The sequence below is a fragment of the Vibrio sp. ABH4_348 genome (assembly GCF_056159765.1).
Genome location: NZ_JBSWVW010000002.1, coordinates 1 through 17,557 on the forward strand (window position 1 = coordinate 1; position 17,557 = coordinate 17,557).

At 43.2% G+C, this 17,557-nt stretch carries 20 protein-coding genes; 5 read left to right on the forward strand and 15 right to left on the reverse strand.

All coding sequences use genetic code 11. From position 1 onward, the window contains the following. Nucleotides 1-170: 170 nt before the first annotated feature. The 9 genes from ACXAFJ_RS13560 to ACXAFJ_RS13600 form a co-directional block, all read right to left on the reverse strand. Nucleotides 171-1,397 (reverse strand): phosphopentomutase, encoded by a 1,227-nt coding sequence (locus ACXAFJ_RS13560; RefSeq protein WP_475324143.1) that lies wholly within the window; start codon nucleotides 1,395-1,397, stop codon nucleotides 171-173. 1 nt (nucleotide 1,398) lies between these two features. Next, nucleotides 1,399-2,574 (reverse strand): alanine racemase, encoded by a 1,176-nt coding sequence (locus ACXAFJ_RS13565; protein WP_475324144.1) that lies wholly within the window; start codon nucleotides 2,572-2,574, stop codon nucleotides 1,399-1,401. Between the two features lie 62 nt (nucleotides 2,575-2,636). Next, entirely contained in the window at nucleotides 2,637-3,938 is a 1,302-nt protein-coding gene (locus tag ACXAFJ_RS13570) for a YhfT family protein (protein WP_475324146.1), read from the reverse strand. An 18-nt stretch (nucleotides 3,939-3,956) separates the two neighbouring features. Further along, a complete protein-coding gene (locus ACXAFJ_RS13575) occupies nucleotides 3,957-4,325 on the reverse strand; it encodes a DUF2620 domain-containing protein (protein WP_475324147.1) in 369 nt (122 codons plus the stop codon). A 7-nt stretch (nucleotides 4,326-4,332) separates the two neighbouring features. Further along, complete coding sequence (locus tag ACXAFJ_RS13580; protein WP_475324148.1) at nucleotides 4,333-5,214, reverse strand: phosphotriesterase family protein; 882 nt, start codon at nucleotides 5,212-5,214, stop codon at nucleotides 4,333-4,335. Between the two features lie 11 nt (nucleotides 5,215-5,225). Continuing rightward, nucleotides 5,226-5,594, reverse strand: coding sequence for a PRD domain-containing protein (locus ACXAFJ_RS13585; protein ID WP_475324150.1), 369 nt, complete (start codon nucleotides 5,592-5,594; stop codon nucleotides 5,226-5,228). A 32-nt stretch (nucleotides 5,595-5,626) separates the two neighbouring features. Next, a complete protein-coding gene (gene yhfZ, locus ACXAFJ_RS13590) occupies nucleotides 5,627-6,517 on the reverse strand; it encodes a GntR family transcriptional regulator YhfZ (protein ID WP_475324151.1) in 891 nt (296 codons plus the stop codon). 120 nt (nucleotides 6,518-6,637) lie between these two features. Further along, the gene (locus ACXAFJ_RS13595) at nucleotides 6,638-7,450 is read right to left on the reverse strand and encodes a hypothetical protein (RefSeq protein WP_475324152.1); all 813 of its coding nucleotides are present in this window, start codon (nucleotides 7,448-7,450) and stop codon (nucleotides 6,638-6,640) included. A gap of 270 nt (nucleotides 7,451-7,720) precedes the next feature. Continuing rightward, nucleotides 7,721-8,932 carry a winged helix-turn-helix domain-containing protein gene (locus ACXAFJ_RS13600; protein ID WP_475324154.1) on the reverse strand — a complete coding sequence of 404 codons (1,212 nt, stop codon included), beginning with the start codon at nucleotides 8,930-8,932 and terminating at the stop codon, nucleotides 7,721-7,723. A gap of 179 nt (nucleotides 8,933-9,111) precedes the next feature. On the opposite strand from ACXAFJ_RS13600, the gene ACXAFJ_RS13605 reads away from it, so the two are divergent. Next, a complete protein-coding gene (locus tag ACXAFJ_RS13605; RefSeq protein ID WP_475324155.1) occupies nucleotides 9,112-9,924 on the forward strand; it encodes an alpha/beta fold hydrolase in 813 nt (270 codons plus the stop codon). Between the two features lie 15 nt (nucleotides 9,925-9,939). On the opposite strand, the gene ACXAFJ_RS13610 is transcribed toward ACXAFJ_RS13605, so the two are convergent. From ACXAFJ_RS13610 to ACXAFJ_RS13620, 3 genes are all read right to left on the reverse strand, one after another. After that, nucleotides 9,940-10,155, reverse strand: coding sequence for a hypothetical protein (locus ACXAFJ_RS13610; protein WP_475324157.1), 216 nt, complete (start codon nucleotides 10,153-10,155; stop codon nucleotides 9,940-9,942). A gap of 101 nt (nucleotides 10,156-10,256) precedes the next feature. Then, entirely contained in the window at nucleotides 10,257-10,703 is a 447-nt protein-coding gene (locus ACXAFJ_RS13615) for a GNAT family N-acetyltransferase (RefSeq protein WP_475324158.1), read from the reverse strand. Further along, on the reverse strand, nucleotides 10,704-11,312 hold the full coding sequence (locus ACXAFJ_RS13620) for a LysE family translocator (RefSeq protein WP_475324160.1): 609 nt from the start codon (nucleotides 11,310-11,312) through the stop codon (nucleotides 10,704-10,706). Nucleotides 11,313-11,420: 108 nt separating this feature from the next. Here ACXAFJ_RS13620 and ACXAFJ_RS13625 point away from each other — a divergent pair, with 108 nt between their 5' ends. From ACXAFJ_RS13625 to ACXAFJ_RS13640, 4 genes are all read left to right on the forward strand, one after another. Beyond that, nucleotides 11,421-12,077, forward strand: coding sequence for a LysE family translocator (locus tag ACXAFJ_RS13625; protein ID WP_475324161.1), 657 nt, complete (start codon nucleotides 11,421-11,423; stop codon nucleotides 12,075-12,077). A 147-nt stretch (nucleotides 12,078-12,224) separates the two neighbouring features. Further along, entirely contained in the window at nucleotides 12,225-13,145 is a 921-nt protein-coding gene (locus tag ACXAFJ_RS13630; protein ID WP_475324162.1) for a hypothetical protein, read from the forward strand. Between the two features lie 32 nt (nucleotides 13,146-13,177). Then, nucleotides 13,178-13,498 carry a hypothetical protein gene (locus ACXAFJ_RS13635; protein WP_475324164.1) on the forward strand — a complete coding sequence of 107 codons (321 nt, stop codon included), beginning with the start codon at nucleotides 13,178-13,180 and terminating at the stop codon, nucleotides 13,496-13,498. 97 nt (nucleotides 13,499-13,595) lie between these two features. Beyond that, entirely contained in the window at nucleotides 13,596-13,979 is a 384-nt protein-coding gene (locus ACXAFJ_RS13640) for a rhodanese-like domain-containing protein (protein ID WP_475324165.1), read from the forward strand. Nucleotides 13,980-14,093: 114 nt separating this feature from the next. Here ACXAFJ_RS13640 and phaC read toward each other — a convergent pair whose 3' ends face one another. The 3 genes from phaC to ACXAFJ_RS13655 form a co-directional block, all read right to left on the reverse strand. Beyond that, nucleotides 14,094-15,905: a class I poly(R)-hydroxyalkanoic acid synthase gene (phaC, locus tag ACXAFJ_RS13645; protein WP_475324166.1), complete on the reverse strand. Its 1,812-nt coding sequence runs from the start codon at nucleotides 15,903-15,905 to the stop codon at nucleotides 14,094-14,096. Nucleotides 15,906-15,967: 62 nt separating this feature from the next. Beyond that, nucleotides 15,968-16,315 carry a phasin family protein gene (locus ACXAFJ_RS13650; protein WP_475324167.1) on the reverse strand — a complete coding sequence of 116 codons (348 nt, stop codon included), beginning with the start codon at nucleotides 16,313-16,315 and terminating at the stop codon, nucleotides 15,968-15,970. A 33-nt stretch (nucleotides 16,316-16,348) separates the two neighbouring features. Beyond that, the gene (locus ACXAFJ_RS13655) at nucleotides 16,349-17,557 is read right to left on the reverse strand and encodes an acetyl-CoA C-acetyltransferase (RefSeq protein ID WP_475324169.1); all 1,209 of its coding nucleotides are present in this window, start codon (nucleotides 17,555-17,557) and stop codon (nucleotides 16,349-16,351) included.

Below are 17,557 nucleotides of genomic sequence, written 5' to 3' on the forward strand. Positions count from 1 at the left end.
CGCAGTATGAAGCCTAGTTAAACTCGCCCTTGGGAGCTCATATTCTGTCTCATTTCGTCGTCAAAGAACTTGGAAAGGACTCGTCATTCCCCTGCGTTCTCTTCCTTGAACTGAACCAGAATATGTAGCTCTGAATTCTGCATCTTGAAGTTACTTGGGCATATATCTTGTTAGCTGAGCTTATCCAAAAAAGATGTGCCATTTTCTGGCTTGGCCGAATTGAAGAAGTCGGCAACCGTGGCGCCGACGTCCGACATAGTTTCACGTCTGCCAATCTCAACACCATTTAATCCATGTTTGAATACCATTAATGGCACTTGCTCTCTGGTATGTTTGGTATGCCCAATAAACGGATCGTTACCGTGATCGGCCATGACCAACAGCACATCATTTTCTTCAAGCATTTCCACCACTTGACCTAGCCCCAAATCGGAACGCTCTAAAACGTTCCAATAACGTTTGGGATCTTGCTGATGACCAGACAAATCGGTTTCCTGAACATTCAGGCAAAAGAACCCATGTTTTTGTTCTGATAAGTCTTTGTGAAGCAGAGAAAATAAGGTATCGGTATCGACCAATGATTTGTACGACACACCTTCGTCATTGCGAACAATATCCGCCACTTTTCCATACAGATAGGTTTTTACATCAACTTGGTTTAGCAGATGCGGAATTTGGGTCAGGTGATTTACGCCATAACCTAAGTGCACTACCTGAAAACCGTTTTCATACACCCCCGTATCGGGTGTATTAGTTCCTATGTATGCTGGTTTGCCCGATTGATCAGGTTTGACTTCAAGAGCCGAAAGAATTCGCTCTGTCGTCCCGATATGACCGCCAAATGCGATGTTTCGACCGACAGGATTCGCCGAACGGACAATATCGGCGATGGTTTTCACATGTTCAAAGGCGATCGCCTCAAAATTCGCACACATGTTGTAAACCTGCCCAAGGTCCGCCTCTAAGTTGTCACCTATTACTAAAGACTCTTCGACCACCAGCACTGACAGCCCTTGTACTGTGTGGCGGCGCACCACAATATGGTTCTCTTTTAGCGCGGTCTCAATATCGTCAATTGATTCTTGAAAAGGCTTAACTAACGGGCTCTCCGGACGAGTACCCATGATTTCCTGATGGCCCATAAAGGTATCGCCACCTTCATGTGCTAGCTCAGCAACACCCGTATTCGCGTTGTCATTTTTGACCATTACCGACTGAGTATTGCTAACTAGATTAATCAGGCCAAGCTTTTCTAGAACGGGTAAAGATTTAAGGGGAAAATGATTAAGTAATTTGGCTGCAGTATGCGAACCAATATCTTGAGGCCTAACGCTTGGTACATCAGGCATTTCACCAATACCAAAGCCATCAAGCACCACAACAATAAATCTCGCCATGTCACGACCTCATACTAAGTTGTGTTCCAACTGCATCATAAAGACCAATTAATTCAGGTTTGCCGCTTTGAATCCCTTCGACAATGGCTAAATCACTGCGAGTCACAAAAACTTGTGTTCGACATGCCATGATAACCGGTGAACCAACAGGCAGTTTTTTCTCAAGACGCAAGTGGTAGTCAATAGAGCTAGGGTCGTCATTAAACACAGCGACCTGTTCTTGTGTGCGTTCCAAAGCATGAGTTTGAACCAAAGCGTGGGATAAGTTACCTCTTCGGTAATAACCTCCACCAAAGCAATAACAATGTTGCTCAAACTGGTGTGACACTTCCGAAAGATAAATTAAGGCAATTTTCTCCGGCTGTGCTTCCATCAACGCGTTGTATGGCGTGGTACCTGTTAGAGCATGTCCCGGCTCGGCATGCGTTCCACCCAAGTCAGCAATATGTGGAATGGTTTTCACGCAGTTAAGTGAAGGTACGTTAATATGCCAAGGCTTGTAGCCCATTGCTTTTAGTCCATTTACCGCCAGTTTAAGCGTCTCGGCGTTGGGTGTTGTTTTGGCTTCTTCACCAGCAATCAAGAAACAAGGAAAGTGCGTGACGCCTGCAATGGTCAAACCGGAAATTTGCTCAATTTCCGTCACAACTGAAACCAAATCATTGAGCGGGAATCCGGATTCTTGATTGACATACAACATGTCATCATCGCGATAGAATTTCAGTAAAACCGCTTGGGTGCGACCAAAACGCGTTGCGGCCTCACCAATCTCTTTGGCAGTCTTAATGCTGGTTACGGTTATCACTTCTGGCTGAATTTCTTCAACCACTTCGCGAATCATGGCTTGAGGTGGTTGAACTAAGTGACCGATATGAGCAATAGGAATCCCGTGCTGGTGGAATAGCCTTGCTTCCTTAAAATCTACGCAAACAATGCCATCAAAATCGTGTTTTTCTAATAAGCGTCTAGCCAAGAATGGATTGCGTCCAAATTGCTTGGTCATCGCATAAAGCTTGATGTCAGACTCAACGGCAGCTTGTTTTAATTGTTGTGCGTTTTCATCAAACGCGTCGAGGTCGACAATATAAGTATCAGGGAGCAACTGACCGGTCTGATGTAGTTGAAATGCAGCATTGACCAGTGCTGAGTTGTGCTCGAGTAATGCGTTCAAAAACATAACGACTTCCAAAAAAGCGGTGTCGACCGGTGAATCTAGGGGGTGGTCGACACCTTTTAAAATTACATGCTGAACAAGTTCAGTACGTACAAGATATTCAGGATGACACCTGTCAGAATCGCAGCAACTGCTGGTGCCGCAATCTTAAGAACCGGACGGCCCATAACTTCATTCAAGAAGTACAACATTGCGAATACTGTGAATCCGGTTGTGGAACCCATTTTCATTACTGCTAGTACACCACCGATGAGTAGTGCAAATTCCATCAATGTATTCATTGAGTTACGAATATTGTCTGACGCATTGCGGATTGATGGGAAGTTTTCTAGCACGCGGCCAACACTACGTAGTAAGAAGACTTCAACCACAATAGTAATAGCACCCAATATTGCCGCGACAGGTACATTTGGAGCTAAGTACCCGACGACGAAAACAAAGGTCATACCGACAACGCCATACACACCTGTTGCTAGAGCGGTAGTAGCGATGAGTGGAACAAAACCTAAGCCGCGCATAAACTCACTAAGCGCAACCTGCTGAAGCGCAGAGTCTTTAGCCGCTTCATCCGTCAACTCATAGGCATCAGCTAATGCATAAATAGAGACTTCTGAGCCTGCAAAGATACCAGCGTTAGATACTGCAGCGATTAATGCGCCCGTTACCGCTAAGAACGGCAAGTGCTTAACAATACGCTTAGTGCGCTCGTCAAAAATACTGTGCATACCCGACATATCTGGCGGTGAAATACCTGCGGCGCGGTCTGACAAGTCTTTGCGAATGGCGATGGCAATCAGCATTACCATACCAACAAAAATCTGAATAGATTCTGGGTAGATGCCGGTAAATTTGATGGTTAGCAGACGTGAAAGAAGTACAACGACTGCGGCAACTGCACCCGCTTTCCAACCGAACTGGTACAAGATTGCCAATAGTGGGAACAACGCAAAGGCAGACATAACTGGCGTGCCTAGCTCACCTAAAGCACCTAATGCGTCAATAGGTAGACCAGTAAGTACCGTGTTGACTGCGGTTAGCGACGTGACAACTAGGATACCCCATACCGCGCCAGCAAGTGCAGCAAGAATGCGACTTCCAATAAGTACGCCTAAGATGTCAGTTGGCAAGAAAAGTAGCCAAGGGTTAAGTAACCCAGTAGAAAGTGTGAAAGAAATACCCACTGACGCTACAAAGCCGATAGACAAGCCGAATGCAACTGATCCTGCGTCTCGTCGAGTCATATTACCTTCAAATAACTGAGGCAAAATGGGGCGAATACCGTCGTGGAATACCGCCGCACTCATATTGGCAATTAGTGCTGTCATTGCACACAAGAGTGCAACGAGACCTAAGTTCATAAAATCCATAATTCGTTACCTCAACAATTAACTTGCTACTGCTTCTGCAAGCGATTGAGCAAGCATTGGAACTGCGTGTTCAACGTGTTCAACGGACAAACCAAATGCCACACGTCCTTCGTCAATAAAGCCTTTCACTTCATCTTCTTTTGCTCGGATTGATGGTTTGGCGATGGTACAGCTTTTGTCAAAGCCAATGATGGCAATGGCCATAGACAGAGCGGCACCAGCACCGGTGTTACAGCAACCGATGTAGTAATCAAGCTCCCCTGATTTAACCTTCATGGCCGCGTCCATGTCATTGAGGATGTGAATTTCAAACGCACCAGGAGCGGTGTTTTCAATTTGCTCCTTGATTTGTTCGCGCTGTAGGCCAGCTATCGCTATTTTTTTCATAATATGCCTATTTAAATAATGTGTAGGGGTTATGTGTCATCATGGTGTCTATTTCTTGCTCGCTAAAACCTACCGCTCTTAACTGAGGTAAGAAATCAGTAACAAGAAAACTGAAACCTAAGCCGCCGTTCGCTTTGAGGTGTGAGCGGCGAGTAATATCCATTGACAGCATCACGCGATCTAACAAGCCTCGTTCTTTAAGTGCGAGTAACATGTCGATTCGTTTGCTGTCTGGGAAATAACTGTGTTTGCCTATGGTGTCGAACTGAACGTAGCAACCTTGATCGGCGAGCCAAATCACTTCATCAACATTATCTTTTAAGTCGCAATGGCCTATGGTGACGTTTTCTAAGTTGACATTGAACTTTTTGAAAAACTCGACCTGTTGTCGACCCATGGTACTCATAGACTGGTGCGTTGAGATCGGACGCCCTGTTTCAAAATGAGCAATAACGCCCGCTTCAAACACCTTTTTCTCTAGATCGGTAAATTTGCCTTCACTACTGCCAATTTCGCCAATCAAAGACGCTTTTAAATTTGTTCCCTCAAAACCAACCTCGATCTCTTGAATCATTCGATTGGCTAGTTGTTGTGCGTTCTCAGTTTCAACTTCAGGCGGGAAGAACCCTTCGATGTAATGGCCGGTCGACATCAAAACATTCATACCCGTGGTTTGAATTATTTCTTCAATATATTGAGGATTTCGACCCATAAAAGAATTGGTCACTTCAATAATGTTTGCGACTCCCAATTCTTTTAGTTCACGCATTTCTTGCTGAACCAACTCAAATTGGTCAAGTTTACAATCGATGTTTCCTTTTTGGGGTGACAAATCGATGTGCAAATGCTCGTGGCAGTAGGTGTAACCAGATGGATCAATATGGCTCATAGTAGTTGCTCCTACGCTTCTTCAAGCGTGGCGTAGTAAATCGAGAATAAGTTACTCATCAAAAAGCTATTTTCTTCCGCGCTGATTTCAGTGACATCAAAACACGCTAATACCGTTTGATTGAGTTTCTGTAGTTCTGGGTAAATGTCATCTTCTACAATTTCTTGCCAAATTTCTTGGTCTAACCCTTGTTCAACCTGCTCATTGTTGTGAACGCGATCGGCCGCTCTAGCAAGATGGGTGACAAGCATTTGAAACTGTTCGTTGTCATCATTTACATTAAAACGTTTACGCAAAATCGTTAATGCTTTAAGTGAAGCAAGATAGCTTCGTTCACTGATCACACCAGCGCTTTTTAGCATTGATAATCTTTCTTCCATTGGTCCCCCATTTGGGTCTACCTGAACTGAACTCAGTAACTCGGTAGAATCTCTCCGTTTACAACTTGTTGCTGGTGTGTTCTCACGCCATCAATGTTAATGGCCTTAATTAAGACATTTTTTATGTGTTGGCGGTCTTTGTTTACCAGCAATACAGCTTCAGATGCTGCCGCACATTGCTCAAATCTTTCTAGTGAAATGGTGGCAAAACCATGTTTATCCATATCGGCGGCTTCAGGAAGCCACACCGTCGCATCTATCGCTCTGGATTCTAAAAGCTCAATCGCTTCGTTATAGCGAATGTCCACCAGATCCACATCCCAGTCTTTGCAAAGCAGTTCAGTTAAAACCCGCTGATCGGGAGAAGTTCTGTCTACACCAATTCGCTTAATGGTCTCGTATTCACCTTCACGATAAATGAGTTCATGTGGTGCCGAATAAGAACCCGCACCTAAGCCGATGGCTTCTACTAGTCCGTCGCCAACTTGCGACGCGGCTAATTTAGACATTATCGCCACATCATAAGTCCCTGAACTAAGACACTCGGCTCTGACATTCGCACCACGCATGTGGGCAAAGAAGACAGGAAACTCAGCCAGTTGGTTTTTGATTCCACTCGCGAGGCCTTCGTAATGCTTGATATAGGGCAATGGCATCGCTACCACCATGTGCGCGATACCGGCAAGCTTGACCAGTTTTGGTTCATCCAAAAACTCGATAAACGTGCCATTTCTCCCCTGTCGAGAAAGCCGTACTGCAGATTGTTCTTCTAGCGTCGCCATTGCTTTTTGCACAAATCCAATCGATACACCTATTTCCTTCGAGAGTGTATCTATGGTTTTGCTTCTATCTCCAACCTTGGTCGTCAATAAATAGCGAGCGACGTTAATGACAGCGGAGCCTTCTCGGCTTATAAAATCCATTGCTTGAGTGCTTTATTTTAATCTTCATTATTTTGAAGATATATTAACACCACATTTATTGATGAAAAGCACAACGATATGCATTTGTGAGATAACTCAAAGTTAGCTTTTAGTTTGTCTTCATTGAATCAGGTCGCTGGCAGACATTTGAGTGATAGTTGGTAGGTGTTGGGAATCCTCGTTGACAGAGGGTTCCGCAAGCAACTGCTGCAAATTTAAAATAGATAAGCCCATATGACCTTTAATCCATTTCGAGATATATTCCATTTGCTCTCGTACTGGGATGATTGCGGTACCAGAAGCGGTTCTCAGACTCGTGAACAGCAATTCCTCGATGCGCTCATCTTTACTAACTAACGTTGGCTGGAATTCTTTTCCCTTATCGCTGAGCGTTATCAGGTGTAGTGCTTTTTTCACTTTGCTAGGCAATGAGCTGCTTTGATGAAAAAGAAGTGCCGCATCTGATATTCGTCCGTCTTTTGCCCCTGAAAGCAATTGGTTACCCACTGAATCTAACGCTATTTCAAATATTTCTACACTATTCCTCGGACAGCGATTACTCACCACATTGGCAAACCGTCTCGCAAACATCGCTGCAGAGTTGATTCCAATGATTAACAGCTTTGAAGGGTAACCATGTTTGTAAACGTGTTGCTGAAACATAGACCATACTGACTCTACATTGACAATATTTGTTGAATCACCAGCTTCGTTTAAGGTGTCTAAATGCGGAATTGAAGCGCCATAGTAGACAGAGTGAGTGCCAAGTACATCATGATAATGTACGTGCTCTTTACTCAACATACCACCGAGAGATAAATGCAGCAGCTGCACCAAACCGACGTTAGATTCAGCTGTTAACTGTTCGTCATCACTAGCCGTTGTCTGATCGAAACTAACAATCATCGTGTTATTTTTGAAATTACAATCCATGTAATTACCTAGACCATTGAGTTTGGGGGCATCACAACCCATTTGAACCGCCAATTATGAATCGTGTCTTTTGCAACAACAGATTCAAGACGTTAGCCGTTAAAAATAGGCCACTATTTCACTCGCGTCTTTATACGACCTAAACTAAATCCAGCTAGATAAATGCTTTGGGATGAATAAGGTATTTGCGACAGAAACAAATGTCGTTTTAACTGGAATTTCGTGATTTGAAGCCGAAATCGCTAAGGCTACCTAGGGTGTATTTATCGTTTAATTCGCCTCTATGAGCTTCGTTAATCGGTTGTAACGGAAATTAATTTCTCTATTCAAACTCTGGATTTTCGAATGGGGCAACTCAACATAAACTGCTTTTGCTTCGACCATAGCCCCTTGAACCAGATAGAGTTCAGTAAGAGCTAGTTGCGAAGCTAAACGAAGACTCAAGGCTTCTTCTGTGGACAAAGAAATCAGCTGCTTTTCAGCCTCCTCAAATTGGTTAAGTTCTAAAAGACAAGTGGCATACTGAAACTGACTCCATTTGTGTCGTTGGTCGAGTACCATTGAGGCTGCGAAGTAATGCTGTGCCAAGGTGCAACCATGTACCATTTTTGCGTGTTTGCCTTTGGCATATTCGTGCATAGCGGCGACTTCTAAATCATATAAGTCCAAGTCATATTGCTGTGTATTTGGTCTTAACTTTCTATGGATAAAAGATGCGATGTTAGGCATCTCATACGCAAGATCTTGAACGGTATATTTGACTATGCTGGACGTACCATCACTCGCTTGCATTTGAGCACTCAACTGGTATTTTTCTCCATCCCAATCCACAGAGACCGAAATCAAAACATCGGCTCCATGGTCGAACACTTCCTCTTTTTCAGATAAAGATTGTAACTTGTGGGTGCTTATCTGCTTAAACTGACCTAAATCAACGGCCAGCATGTCACTAAGGCCGTATTCAATCCACTGCAGACCTTTGTCGGCAGTTAAATTCACAAAAGGGCTGATGGCTATTTTCAAAGGTTTGCTGTCATCAAAGGAAAAACGTTGCTTTACATTATTGGAATACAAGGTCGCGGAAAGAACTGCTATCAACGAAAACAGACAAACCATTGCAATCCACATTAGCCTCTTAGAAATAAAACCTGAAGTGACGGATTCGGGAATGTCTACTTTTTCAGTCTCAATGATCCATTGATACCCTTCCCCTGGAATCGTGCGAATGAATTTCGGGTCTTGCGCGGAATCTCCGAGAAGCTTTCTCAACTCTAAAATACTTTGGGAAAGTGAACGTTCCCGGTATTCACCTTGCGGCCAAATTGATTGCAGGATAGTTGCTTTAGTTAGAGGTTTACCTTCGCTGAGCAAAAACAATTGCAAAAGTTGTTTAAGCTTATGGCGCATCTCTATCTGGTCTTGGTCAAAAGTTAAGATGAGCTGCTGATTATCAAAACGATATTTTCCGAAATTAAAGTGCATTAAAACCACTCACGGCTTAAGAGTAATTTTGATTATAACGACCCAATTACGACATTTGTGTTGGTATTTGAATTTATTTGAGAACTTTCTGACTAAATTTGATAATAATTTTAATCTTTTGCTTTGCCAGACGAACCATAGGATTAAAAACTAATCGTGAACTTCAATAGGAGAACACGATGAAAACCACCAATAAACTTAGCCTTTCTTTAGCACTAATTTCTGCCTCATTTGCATTCAGTACCTCGGCCAACGCTGAGCAAAAGCACCACGTAATATTTGTACATGGTGCACATTTCGATGCTAGTTCATGGGCTGCTGTGATTAAAAACTTACCGGATCATGTTGATTCGAGCGCCATTAATTTACCCGGTCGGGATTCGACAGTTGATGCGAAGAGCATTACTTTGGACTCGAGTAGTCAGGCACTATGTGATTATGCGGCAAAACTTGAACAGCCCTACCACTTTGTTGCACACAGTCAGGGAGGGGCAATCGTCAACCAAGCACTTGATTTTTGCCAAGCTAACTTACCCGAATCGATCACCTACGTAACGGCGTTGGCGCCAAATCACGGCACCACACCGTTTGAGATTTTAAGTAAAAAAGATGGAGACAGTTACATGTCAGCAGGTCTTCACTACAACAAAGAAGGATACCGAATGGAAGTTGTCGACACCGATAAATTTGCTGATGTCTTTGCTCAAGACGCGGTTAAGCAGCAAAGACGATGGTTGGAAGAAAATGGTTTGGATGAGCCTGCTTTAATTGGCGAAGGTAAAATCAGCACTAATGACGAATTGATTCAATCAATCGATAAATATTATGTCTTCGCCAACAAAGATAAAATTGTGTCGTTGGCAAGCCAACTAAAAATCGCCAACCAATGGAACGTCAAAGATGTTTTCTCTGTTCAATCCGGTCATTTACCCATGTTGACTCAACCAAAAAAACTCGCTGAAATCATTACTGAAATTACCGAACAACACTAAGTTTTACTAAGTCAATTAGTATTCAGTATCTGACGTTTTGGTTTTGTATTCATGATAAGTCTGCTCCGCTTCAGCGAAGCAGGCTTGTCTTTCTTCGTTTACCACTATGCTCTCACACTCTTTTACCCGCATTGACTTGCCCGATTCATACAACCCTCTGTCACTGCAACCCGCAATAACAGCCATACCGATTACAAAAAAAGTCAGTTGTTTCCAGTTTTGGTAGAGCATATAAGCCGTCCGTTTTCATTGATTCATTTGTAGGACTTCTGACGACTGACAAAGTTCACCGATAAAAATTTAGCAAAGGAAGTTTTTATTTGGTGAATCGCTTAGGAGTTGTCGCGCATGATCAAATAGTCAGACTGGTTAAAACCAAACTTTTGATACGCCTTTTGGGCGGCGGTATTGTCTTTGTGGACATAAAGTCGAAGCTCTAATCCACCATCATTTACCATCTGCTTTTTAACCGCGTTAAGGAGTAAATGCATAAGTCCTTTTCCCCTTTGTTCAGGGACAATGTACATACTTTGTATCCACCAATAATAGCCAGCATTCCAATCACTCCATTCTTTCAGTGAAGAAACGCTGCCAATCACATTGTTAGATGAATCCTGTAACACCCAATACATCGCAATACTCGAGTCTAGAAGGGCTGTTTTGATTCCGATTTCCAATGTTTCTGGTATCTTTTGCAAACTTTCCGCTTCAATGGCTTCTTGAGCCGTGAAGTGAACCAACGTATCTAAATCACTCAATGTCGCTTTTCTAACTATCATTTAATCTCTCAACGCTATCGTCGTTCCGGTAAGAGCCATGATGCCTGCTGAGATTCGATTAACCAGTGCCATCTTATTGTTTGACATCACGTAATTTCGGGCTTTTGAAGCAACCCAAACGTAAGACAGATTTACCGTTCCAAAAGCTAGTGTCGCTGTCAGCATAACCAATCCTATTTCGAGAACCGTTATTGTGGTGACATCTACAAATGCAGGAAACAAGGCAACATAAAACAGAATCGCTTTAGGGTTGCTCATGGTAATGACAAACCCTCCAAGTAATGCTGCTCGCTTTTGAACACTGGCATCTTCTGCAACTTGTGAGGGATTTGAACGCCACATTTTCCATCCCATCCAGATCAGATAAGCGGCACACAAGTACTTTACGAGAATAAAAGCTTCACCCATTGCGCTCGCGACCGCGCTCAAACCCAACACAGCGAGAATGATAAACACATAATCAGCCAAAGTAAGACCGATTATCATCAATAGTGCGTGCTTAACCCCTCGGCTTAACGTAGTGCTAGTTAATGCAAATACACCTGGACCGGGAATCAATCCAATGACAAACATTGCGCCAAACAAGGCGAATAGACTTTCGAGAGACATGGCAAGACAAGTAAATTGTAAGTATAACGTGCATCTAAACAGATAATTTACATCTTGCCAACAAATAGTAGTAAAGAGTAGAATTTTGTTTTCCGCGAAGGTTTTCAAATGCTTGACTGGTCAACCCTAATCCTATTTGTTCCTGCCTGTATCATTTTAGTTATTTCTCCTGGTCCCGACTTACTTTTAATTTCAACCTATTCATCAACCAAAGGCGCTCGCCACGGCATCTATATTTCGCTTGGCATTGCATTAGCTGCATTGGTTCAAACAGCTCTGGTTGCATTTGGGCTTGGAATGCTCATGCAAACCATCCCACTAATTGCGACCTTGGTTAAATGGTTAGGTATCACCTATTTGTCTTGGTTAGGGATTACTTGTGTTAGGCATTGGCTAAAAGCCATTAAACAAAACAAACTGAGCAATGATCGAACCACTGCTTGCAATACTTTAGACAGACGGTCATTAGTTTTTAAAGGTTTGTTAAATAATCTAGCGAACCCAAAAGCACTCATGTTTTTTAGCCTATTTTTGCCACAGTTCACGGTAAACCACCTACCTTACACCAACCAAATTTTGGTATTAGGTAGCGTACTAACCATAATCGCGCTACTGATCAACGTCGGGCTCGCATTTTTCTTCGCTTTATTAGGCTCGAAAATGGGCAACGCATTAACTGAAAACAAGCATGTCGATGGGCTTCTCGGTGGCGTTTTTTTGTTCTTGGCAGCTCGTTTGGCACTGACGAGCTCAACCAGTAACTAAATACAGTTCCCTTACTTTACTGCCAAAAATAGACTAGTAATTAGGAAAAACAATACCTTAGTCGCGTTTAGCGTGGTTAAGCTTTGCAAGACGATTTATCTATTTTGTAATCTGGAACAATATGTAAATCTATCAAAAAGGTTCGCTGTGAAAAGTACATTTTCTTTCATTCTACTTTCTATCATGATGGCCGGCTGTTCCAGCGTACCGCCGCACGATGTCTCAGCGTTTTCAGAAGCAGCAAAGCAAGCGACGGTGGAAGTGGAATCTGTTATACAAGAATTCAATTCAGCATCTGTGGATAATGAACTGGTCAAGCTTGCGCAGCGGCATCAGCTAGTCACTACTTCTAACTTTGACGCTATTCAAGAAAAAATACTCAAAACTGATTCAGAAAAAGACCTTGCCCTTTTTAGAGCCAATCAAGCGCTTGCTCAATATGGAGATGCACTTGGAAAACTGGCGACTGCCGGCAATGCATATGATCTTGATGCGGCTTCAATTGCGCTATTTGATGGTCTGCAGGGTGCAAACCAATCCTATAAATCATTAAAGAAAACAGATGACGTTTTAGTAAGTGAAGCAACCAATGCTTCTATTGCCCAAACCTTCGCAGCCATTGGAAATAGTGTTACTGAATACAAACGGCAAAAAGCATTGAAACATATCGTGATTCAGTCCAACTCACACATACAGGAAATATCAAATGTGATTGTGGATGAGTTTAATCAAGGTGTGATTGCAAAACGCCTAAAAACAATCAAGCACACCGAAATGACGGGGCTGATTAGAGATTTTAATAAACGCTCTGAGAAGATGAATTATCATCAAAGACGTAAATCTTTAAACAAAATTTATCACGTCTACACTGCGATGCTAAACGTCGATGAGTCAATAAAAGCATCTTCAGAAGCCATCGACAATATTCGCAAGGCCCACCAAGAATTAACTAACTTAGCTTCACAAAATGCACTTAGTAGTCATTCGTTAAAGCAACAACTTTCGCTGGTAAGAGAAGCTGTAGAGAAATCTAAGTCTCTTCGTCAAAGCTTAACGACATCTGAGTAGCTTCGTTTCCAATTAAAAAAGGATTATGTGCGATGACACAACTGGTTGAACTTGATGCTGCTATTCGCAAGCTAAATGACTTGATCCAAGTCTGTTTAGATGACGATATCGCCGACCAACTTGCGGAGCAACGAGACGTATTGGACGACCAAGCACAGCAATTGGCATTGGCCTCTTTACAGGAGGGAACTCCACAATTAAAAGAAGCACTCTCTGCATTGCAAGATCTAGTAGATGCAACTGATGCCGCGAGCGCCGATGTCAGTCAACTAGCAAAAGGCTTCAAAACTGCTACGGACCTCATTTCCAAAACGCAGTCAGCGGTCGAAAAAATAGCAAAAGTGATTTCATGAAAAATTTGGTGATGTCTTATGGGGCGTGTTGACCTAGTCATTTGTGGTCGCCACGCGACTATAATTTTAAAAGGCTTTCATTGTAAAGGAAATCAAATTGAAACAAGCATTCTTCAGTCCAGCTAACATCAGGTTATCAATCGAGATTGCTCTAATTGCGTTCATTCTCTTCCTTCCACGTTTGGCGCTGGCGAATGACCGTGCAGATATTGGTTGGCAATGGGTTGAAAACGGGGCGGTATTGGTTGATGTTCGTACTTTCCAAGAATTTTCAGAAAAACACCTCGACGGTGCAATTAACTTACCGGTTCAAGACATTGCTCAGCTTAGTGATGCGCTAGACAGAGCTCAACCTATCGTTGTCTATTGTCGATCTGGAGCTCGTTCAGGTAGAGCGCAAGCGTGGTTGTTAGAAAACGGGTTTAGTCAGGTGCACAACGCTGGTGGCTTGCAAGAAATGTTGGCCGCAAAACCCAACTAGTTGTCTAGCTCGAGTGCTGGGTAGAAGTTAATATTCAGCGGGTTTAGAACACAAAAATAAAGTCAGGCTTTGCCTGACTTTATTGAATGGTCTATTTAACCAGAGAATACCGAACTAAGCCGTAGCTTCTTCCGGCTCGGGTTTCTGTTGCGGTACGGCTTCTATCGGTAACACTTGTTTCACATAATCACCTGGCGCTGGGCCAAGGATTGGGTGAGATTCATTACCTTGAGAATAAGGCTCTACTTGGTCTTTAGGGTTAAAGCCAAGTAACCACTCATTCCAATGCGTCCACCAAGACCCTTCATGGTGTTCTGCATTGCCCAACCATTCATCTGCACTGTCGTCCAAATTGTCGTTGGTCCAAAAACCGTACTTGCCTTTTGCTGGGTGATTAACAATACCTGCAATATGGCCAGATTCACCGAGTACGAAGGTCTTGTTACCGCCCGTGTTCAATGCACCGCGATAGGTCCCTTGCCACAATGCAATGTGGTCTTCTTTGGTGGAGATAAAGTAGCTCGGTATTTTGATTTTGTTTAAATCAATCCAAACACCACCAATCTTGACCCCTTTATCCTGAACCAACTTGTTTTGTAGATACAGTTCTTGCAGCATAAAGTTATGGGTTGCCGCCGAGACATTGGTGCTATCACTGTTCCAATACAGCAAATCAAAATCTACTGGACTATGACCTTTGAGATAATTGTCGACGTAGTAGTTCCAGTACAGACTATTTTCGCGCAACAAGCTAAATGTCACACTCAACGAGCGACCATCCATATACCCGCGAGCTTCATTTTGCGCGACAATGGCATTAACGATGGTTTCATTAATGTAGGCGCCAACTTCACCCGGCTGTTCAAAATCAAGCAAGGTCGTAAAGAATGAAGCGCTCTTGATGCGTTTTTTCATGCGTTTCGCAGCATAGTATGCAACGGTTGCCGCCAGTACAGTACCGCCAATACAGTAACCTGCAGCATTGATCTGCTCTTGACCCGTGATATCTTCAATAGCAGTCACTGCCTTTGCAACGCCATCAGTAACATAATCACCGAACTCTACATTTCGCTGTTCTACACCTGGATTGCGCCAAGACATCATAAACACGGTATGACCTTGCTCTATCAACCAACGAACCATCGAGTTTTTCTCACGAAGGTCTAAGATGTAGTATTTGTTGATAAATGGCGGAACAATCAGCAATGGTGTTGCGTTCACTTTTTCAGTGAGTGGCTTGTATTGAATCAACTCAAACAATTCATTCTTGTAGACCACGTCACCAACCGTATTGGCTACATCATCACCTAAACGAAACGCATTGTTATTGGTCATGCGAATCTTGAGTATGTCGGCGCTGCTCTCAACGTCTTCTCGTAATTGCTCGAGACCGGCAAGTAGGTTTTCACCATTTTGTTCGATCGTTAGCTTAAGCAACTCTGGATTAGTACTAATAAAATTACTTGGCGATACCGCATTTAAAGCCTGACGTGAAAAGAACGACAAACGCTCTCTCGACTTTTCGTCTAAGCCTTCGGCGTTGTCGATTGTTTGCAGATAGGTCTGACAAAACAACAAATAGGATTGTTTTATAAAGCTATAAAAGGCTTCTTCTTTCCATGAATCATCAGAAAAACGTTTGTCACCTTTTTCAGCTTTTACAAGACATTCTTTGTTGCCAGCTAAAACAGTATTTTGCCAAATGTTAAGTTGTTGCTGCCACCATTGGCTTTGCATTTTCAACATAGAGGCAGGTTGTTTACTCGCACTCTCAAGCAACTTTGCCGAGTCTTCAAAATTGACTTCTTGCATGGCTTTATTGAGTGGTGAGTTCATGACAGCCCTGTTTTTTTCCAGTTCTTCCCACCACTTGTGATTGGTTTCTTGGAGATTAACAAGGTAGTCCGAAAACAAGTGCTGAAACATAATTCTTCACTCCTAAATTCGGAAAAGCCGCCCAAAGTGAGCGGCTAATAAGGTAGGACTTTTTATGCAGGTGTCACTGCTTTTACGTTTTCCGAAGCTAGCTTCTCAAAATCGTCTTTAAACTCTTTCGCTATAGATTGTAGCTTGTTGCTGTCATCCATCATCTGTTGAGCGAGTTTAGAGATCACAGTCATTTGTTGAGAGCTAAAAGAAGTGAGTGAGCTAGGGTCGCGAACATCAGTTGCAGCTTTGATTTGAGCCAAACCCATATCACTGTATGTACGCACTGCACTCAACTGAAGCTCGGTTAACGTTTCAACGTTTTTCGCAACTAGCTTGTTGAACTTCACATATGGTTCTAGAGTTTTTTCAGTTTGGTCGTTAAAAGTTTTGAAGAAATCCGTGTACATGATTCATGCTCCTAAATAGCGTTTAAAATTCAATTAGTTGACAGACTTAACAATGACAGCAGTACCCATACCACCACCCACGCATAGGGAGGCTGCTCCATATTCTTTACCTTGGCGCATCAACTCGTGAACGAGTGTGACCAAAATTCGGTTTCCTGATGCTCCAAGCGGATGACCTAGCGCAATTGCGCCACCATTAAAGTTGGCTCGTGCTTTTATCGCATCTGGACTGGTTTGATGTTGCTCCGCCAAACGGTGAATCACACCTAGTGCTTGAGCGGCAAATGCTTCATTTAGCTCGTAAACATCGATATCAGATTCTGTAATCTGGGCTTTTGTCAGAGCTTGAGTTACGGCATTTACAGGACCAAGACCCATAAGCTTGGGATCCAAACCAGACTGGGCGTAACCCACAATTTCAACCAATGGTGTTAAACCAAATTGCTTAACCGCCGCTTCGCTAGCAACTATCACCGCGCTAGCACCATCATTGATTCCAGAAGCATTACCAGCCGTTACTGAACCTTCTTTATCAAATGCAGTGCGTAGTTTTTGCAAACCTTCTAAAGTCGCATTCGCTTTAGGGTACTCATCAGTGTCGAATGTCACCGTTTCACGGCGTTGCTTAACTTGTACCGGCGCGATTTCATCTTTGAATCGTCCGGCTTCTATCGCAGCAACTGCTTTTTGTTGGCTTGAGAGTGCATATTCATCTTGCGCCGCTCTATCAATGCCCACATCTTTTGCGACATTTTCAGCCGTAACACCCATGTGATACGCATTAAAGACATCGGTTAAGCCGTCGTTAATCATCAAATCGGTGAGTGTCATGTTGCCCATTTTGTTGCCATCACGAATTGAAGCTGGAACCACAAATGGAATTTGCGACATTACTTCAACGCCTGCCGCCACAACAACGCCAGCATCGCCAGCACGAATATGACTCACCGCATCCATGACCGTTTTCATTCCGCTACCGCAAACCATGTTCACGGTGTAAGCCGGTACATGCTCTGGCACACCAGCAAAGATAGCGGCTTGTCTGCCAACGTTCATTCCTTGTCCAGATGAAATAACATTGCCAACGATCACTTCGTCAACATTCTCAGGCGATAGACCAGACTGTTCCAACGCCGCTTTGATCGCAACTGCGCCAAGTTCACCAGCCTTTGAATTTTTTAGAGAGCCACCAAATGAACCAATAGGTGTACGTTTAGCAGCAACTAGATAAACTTTTTCCAT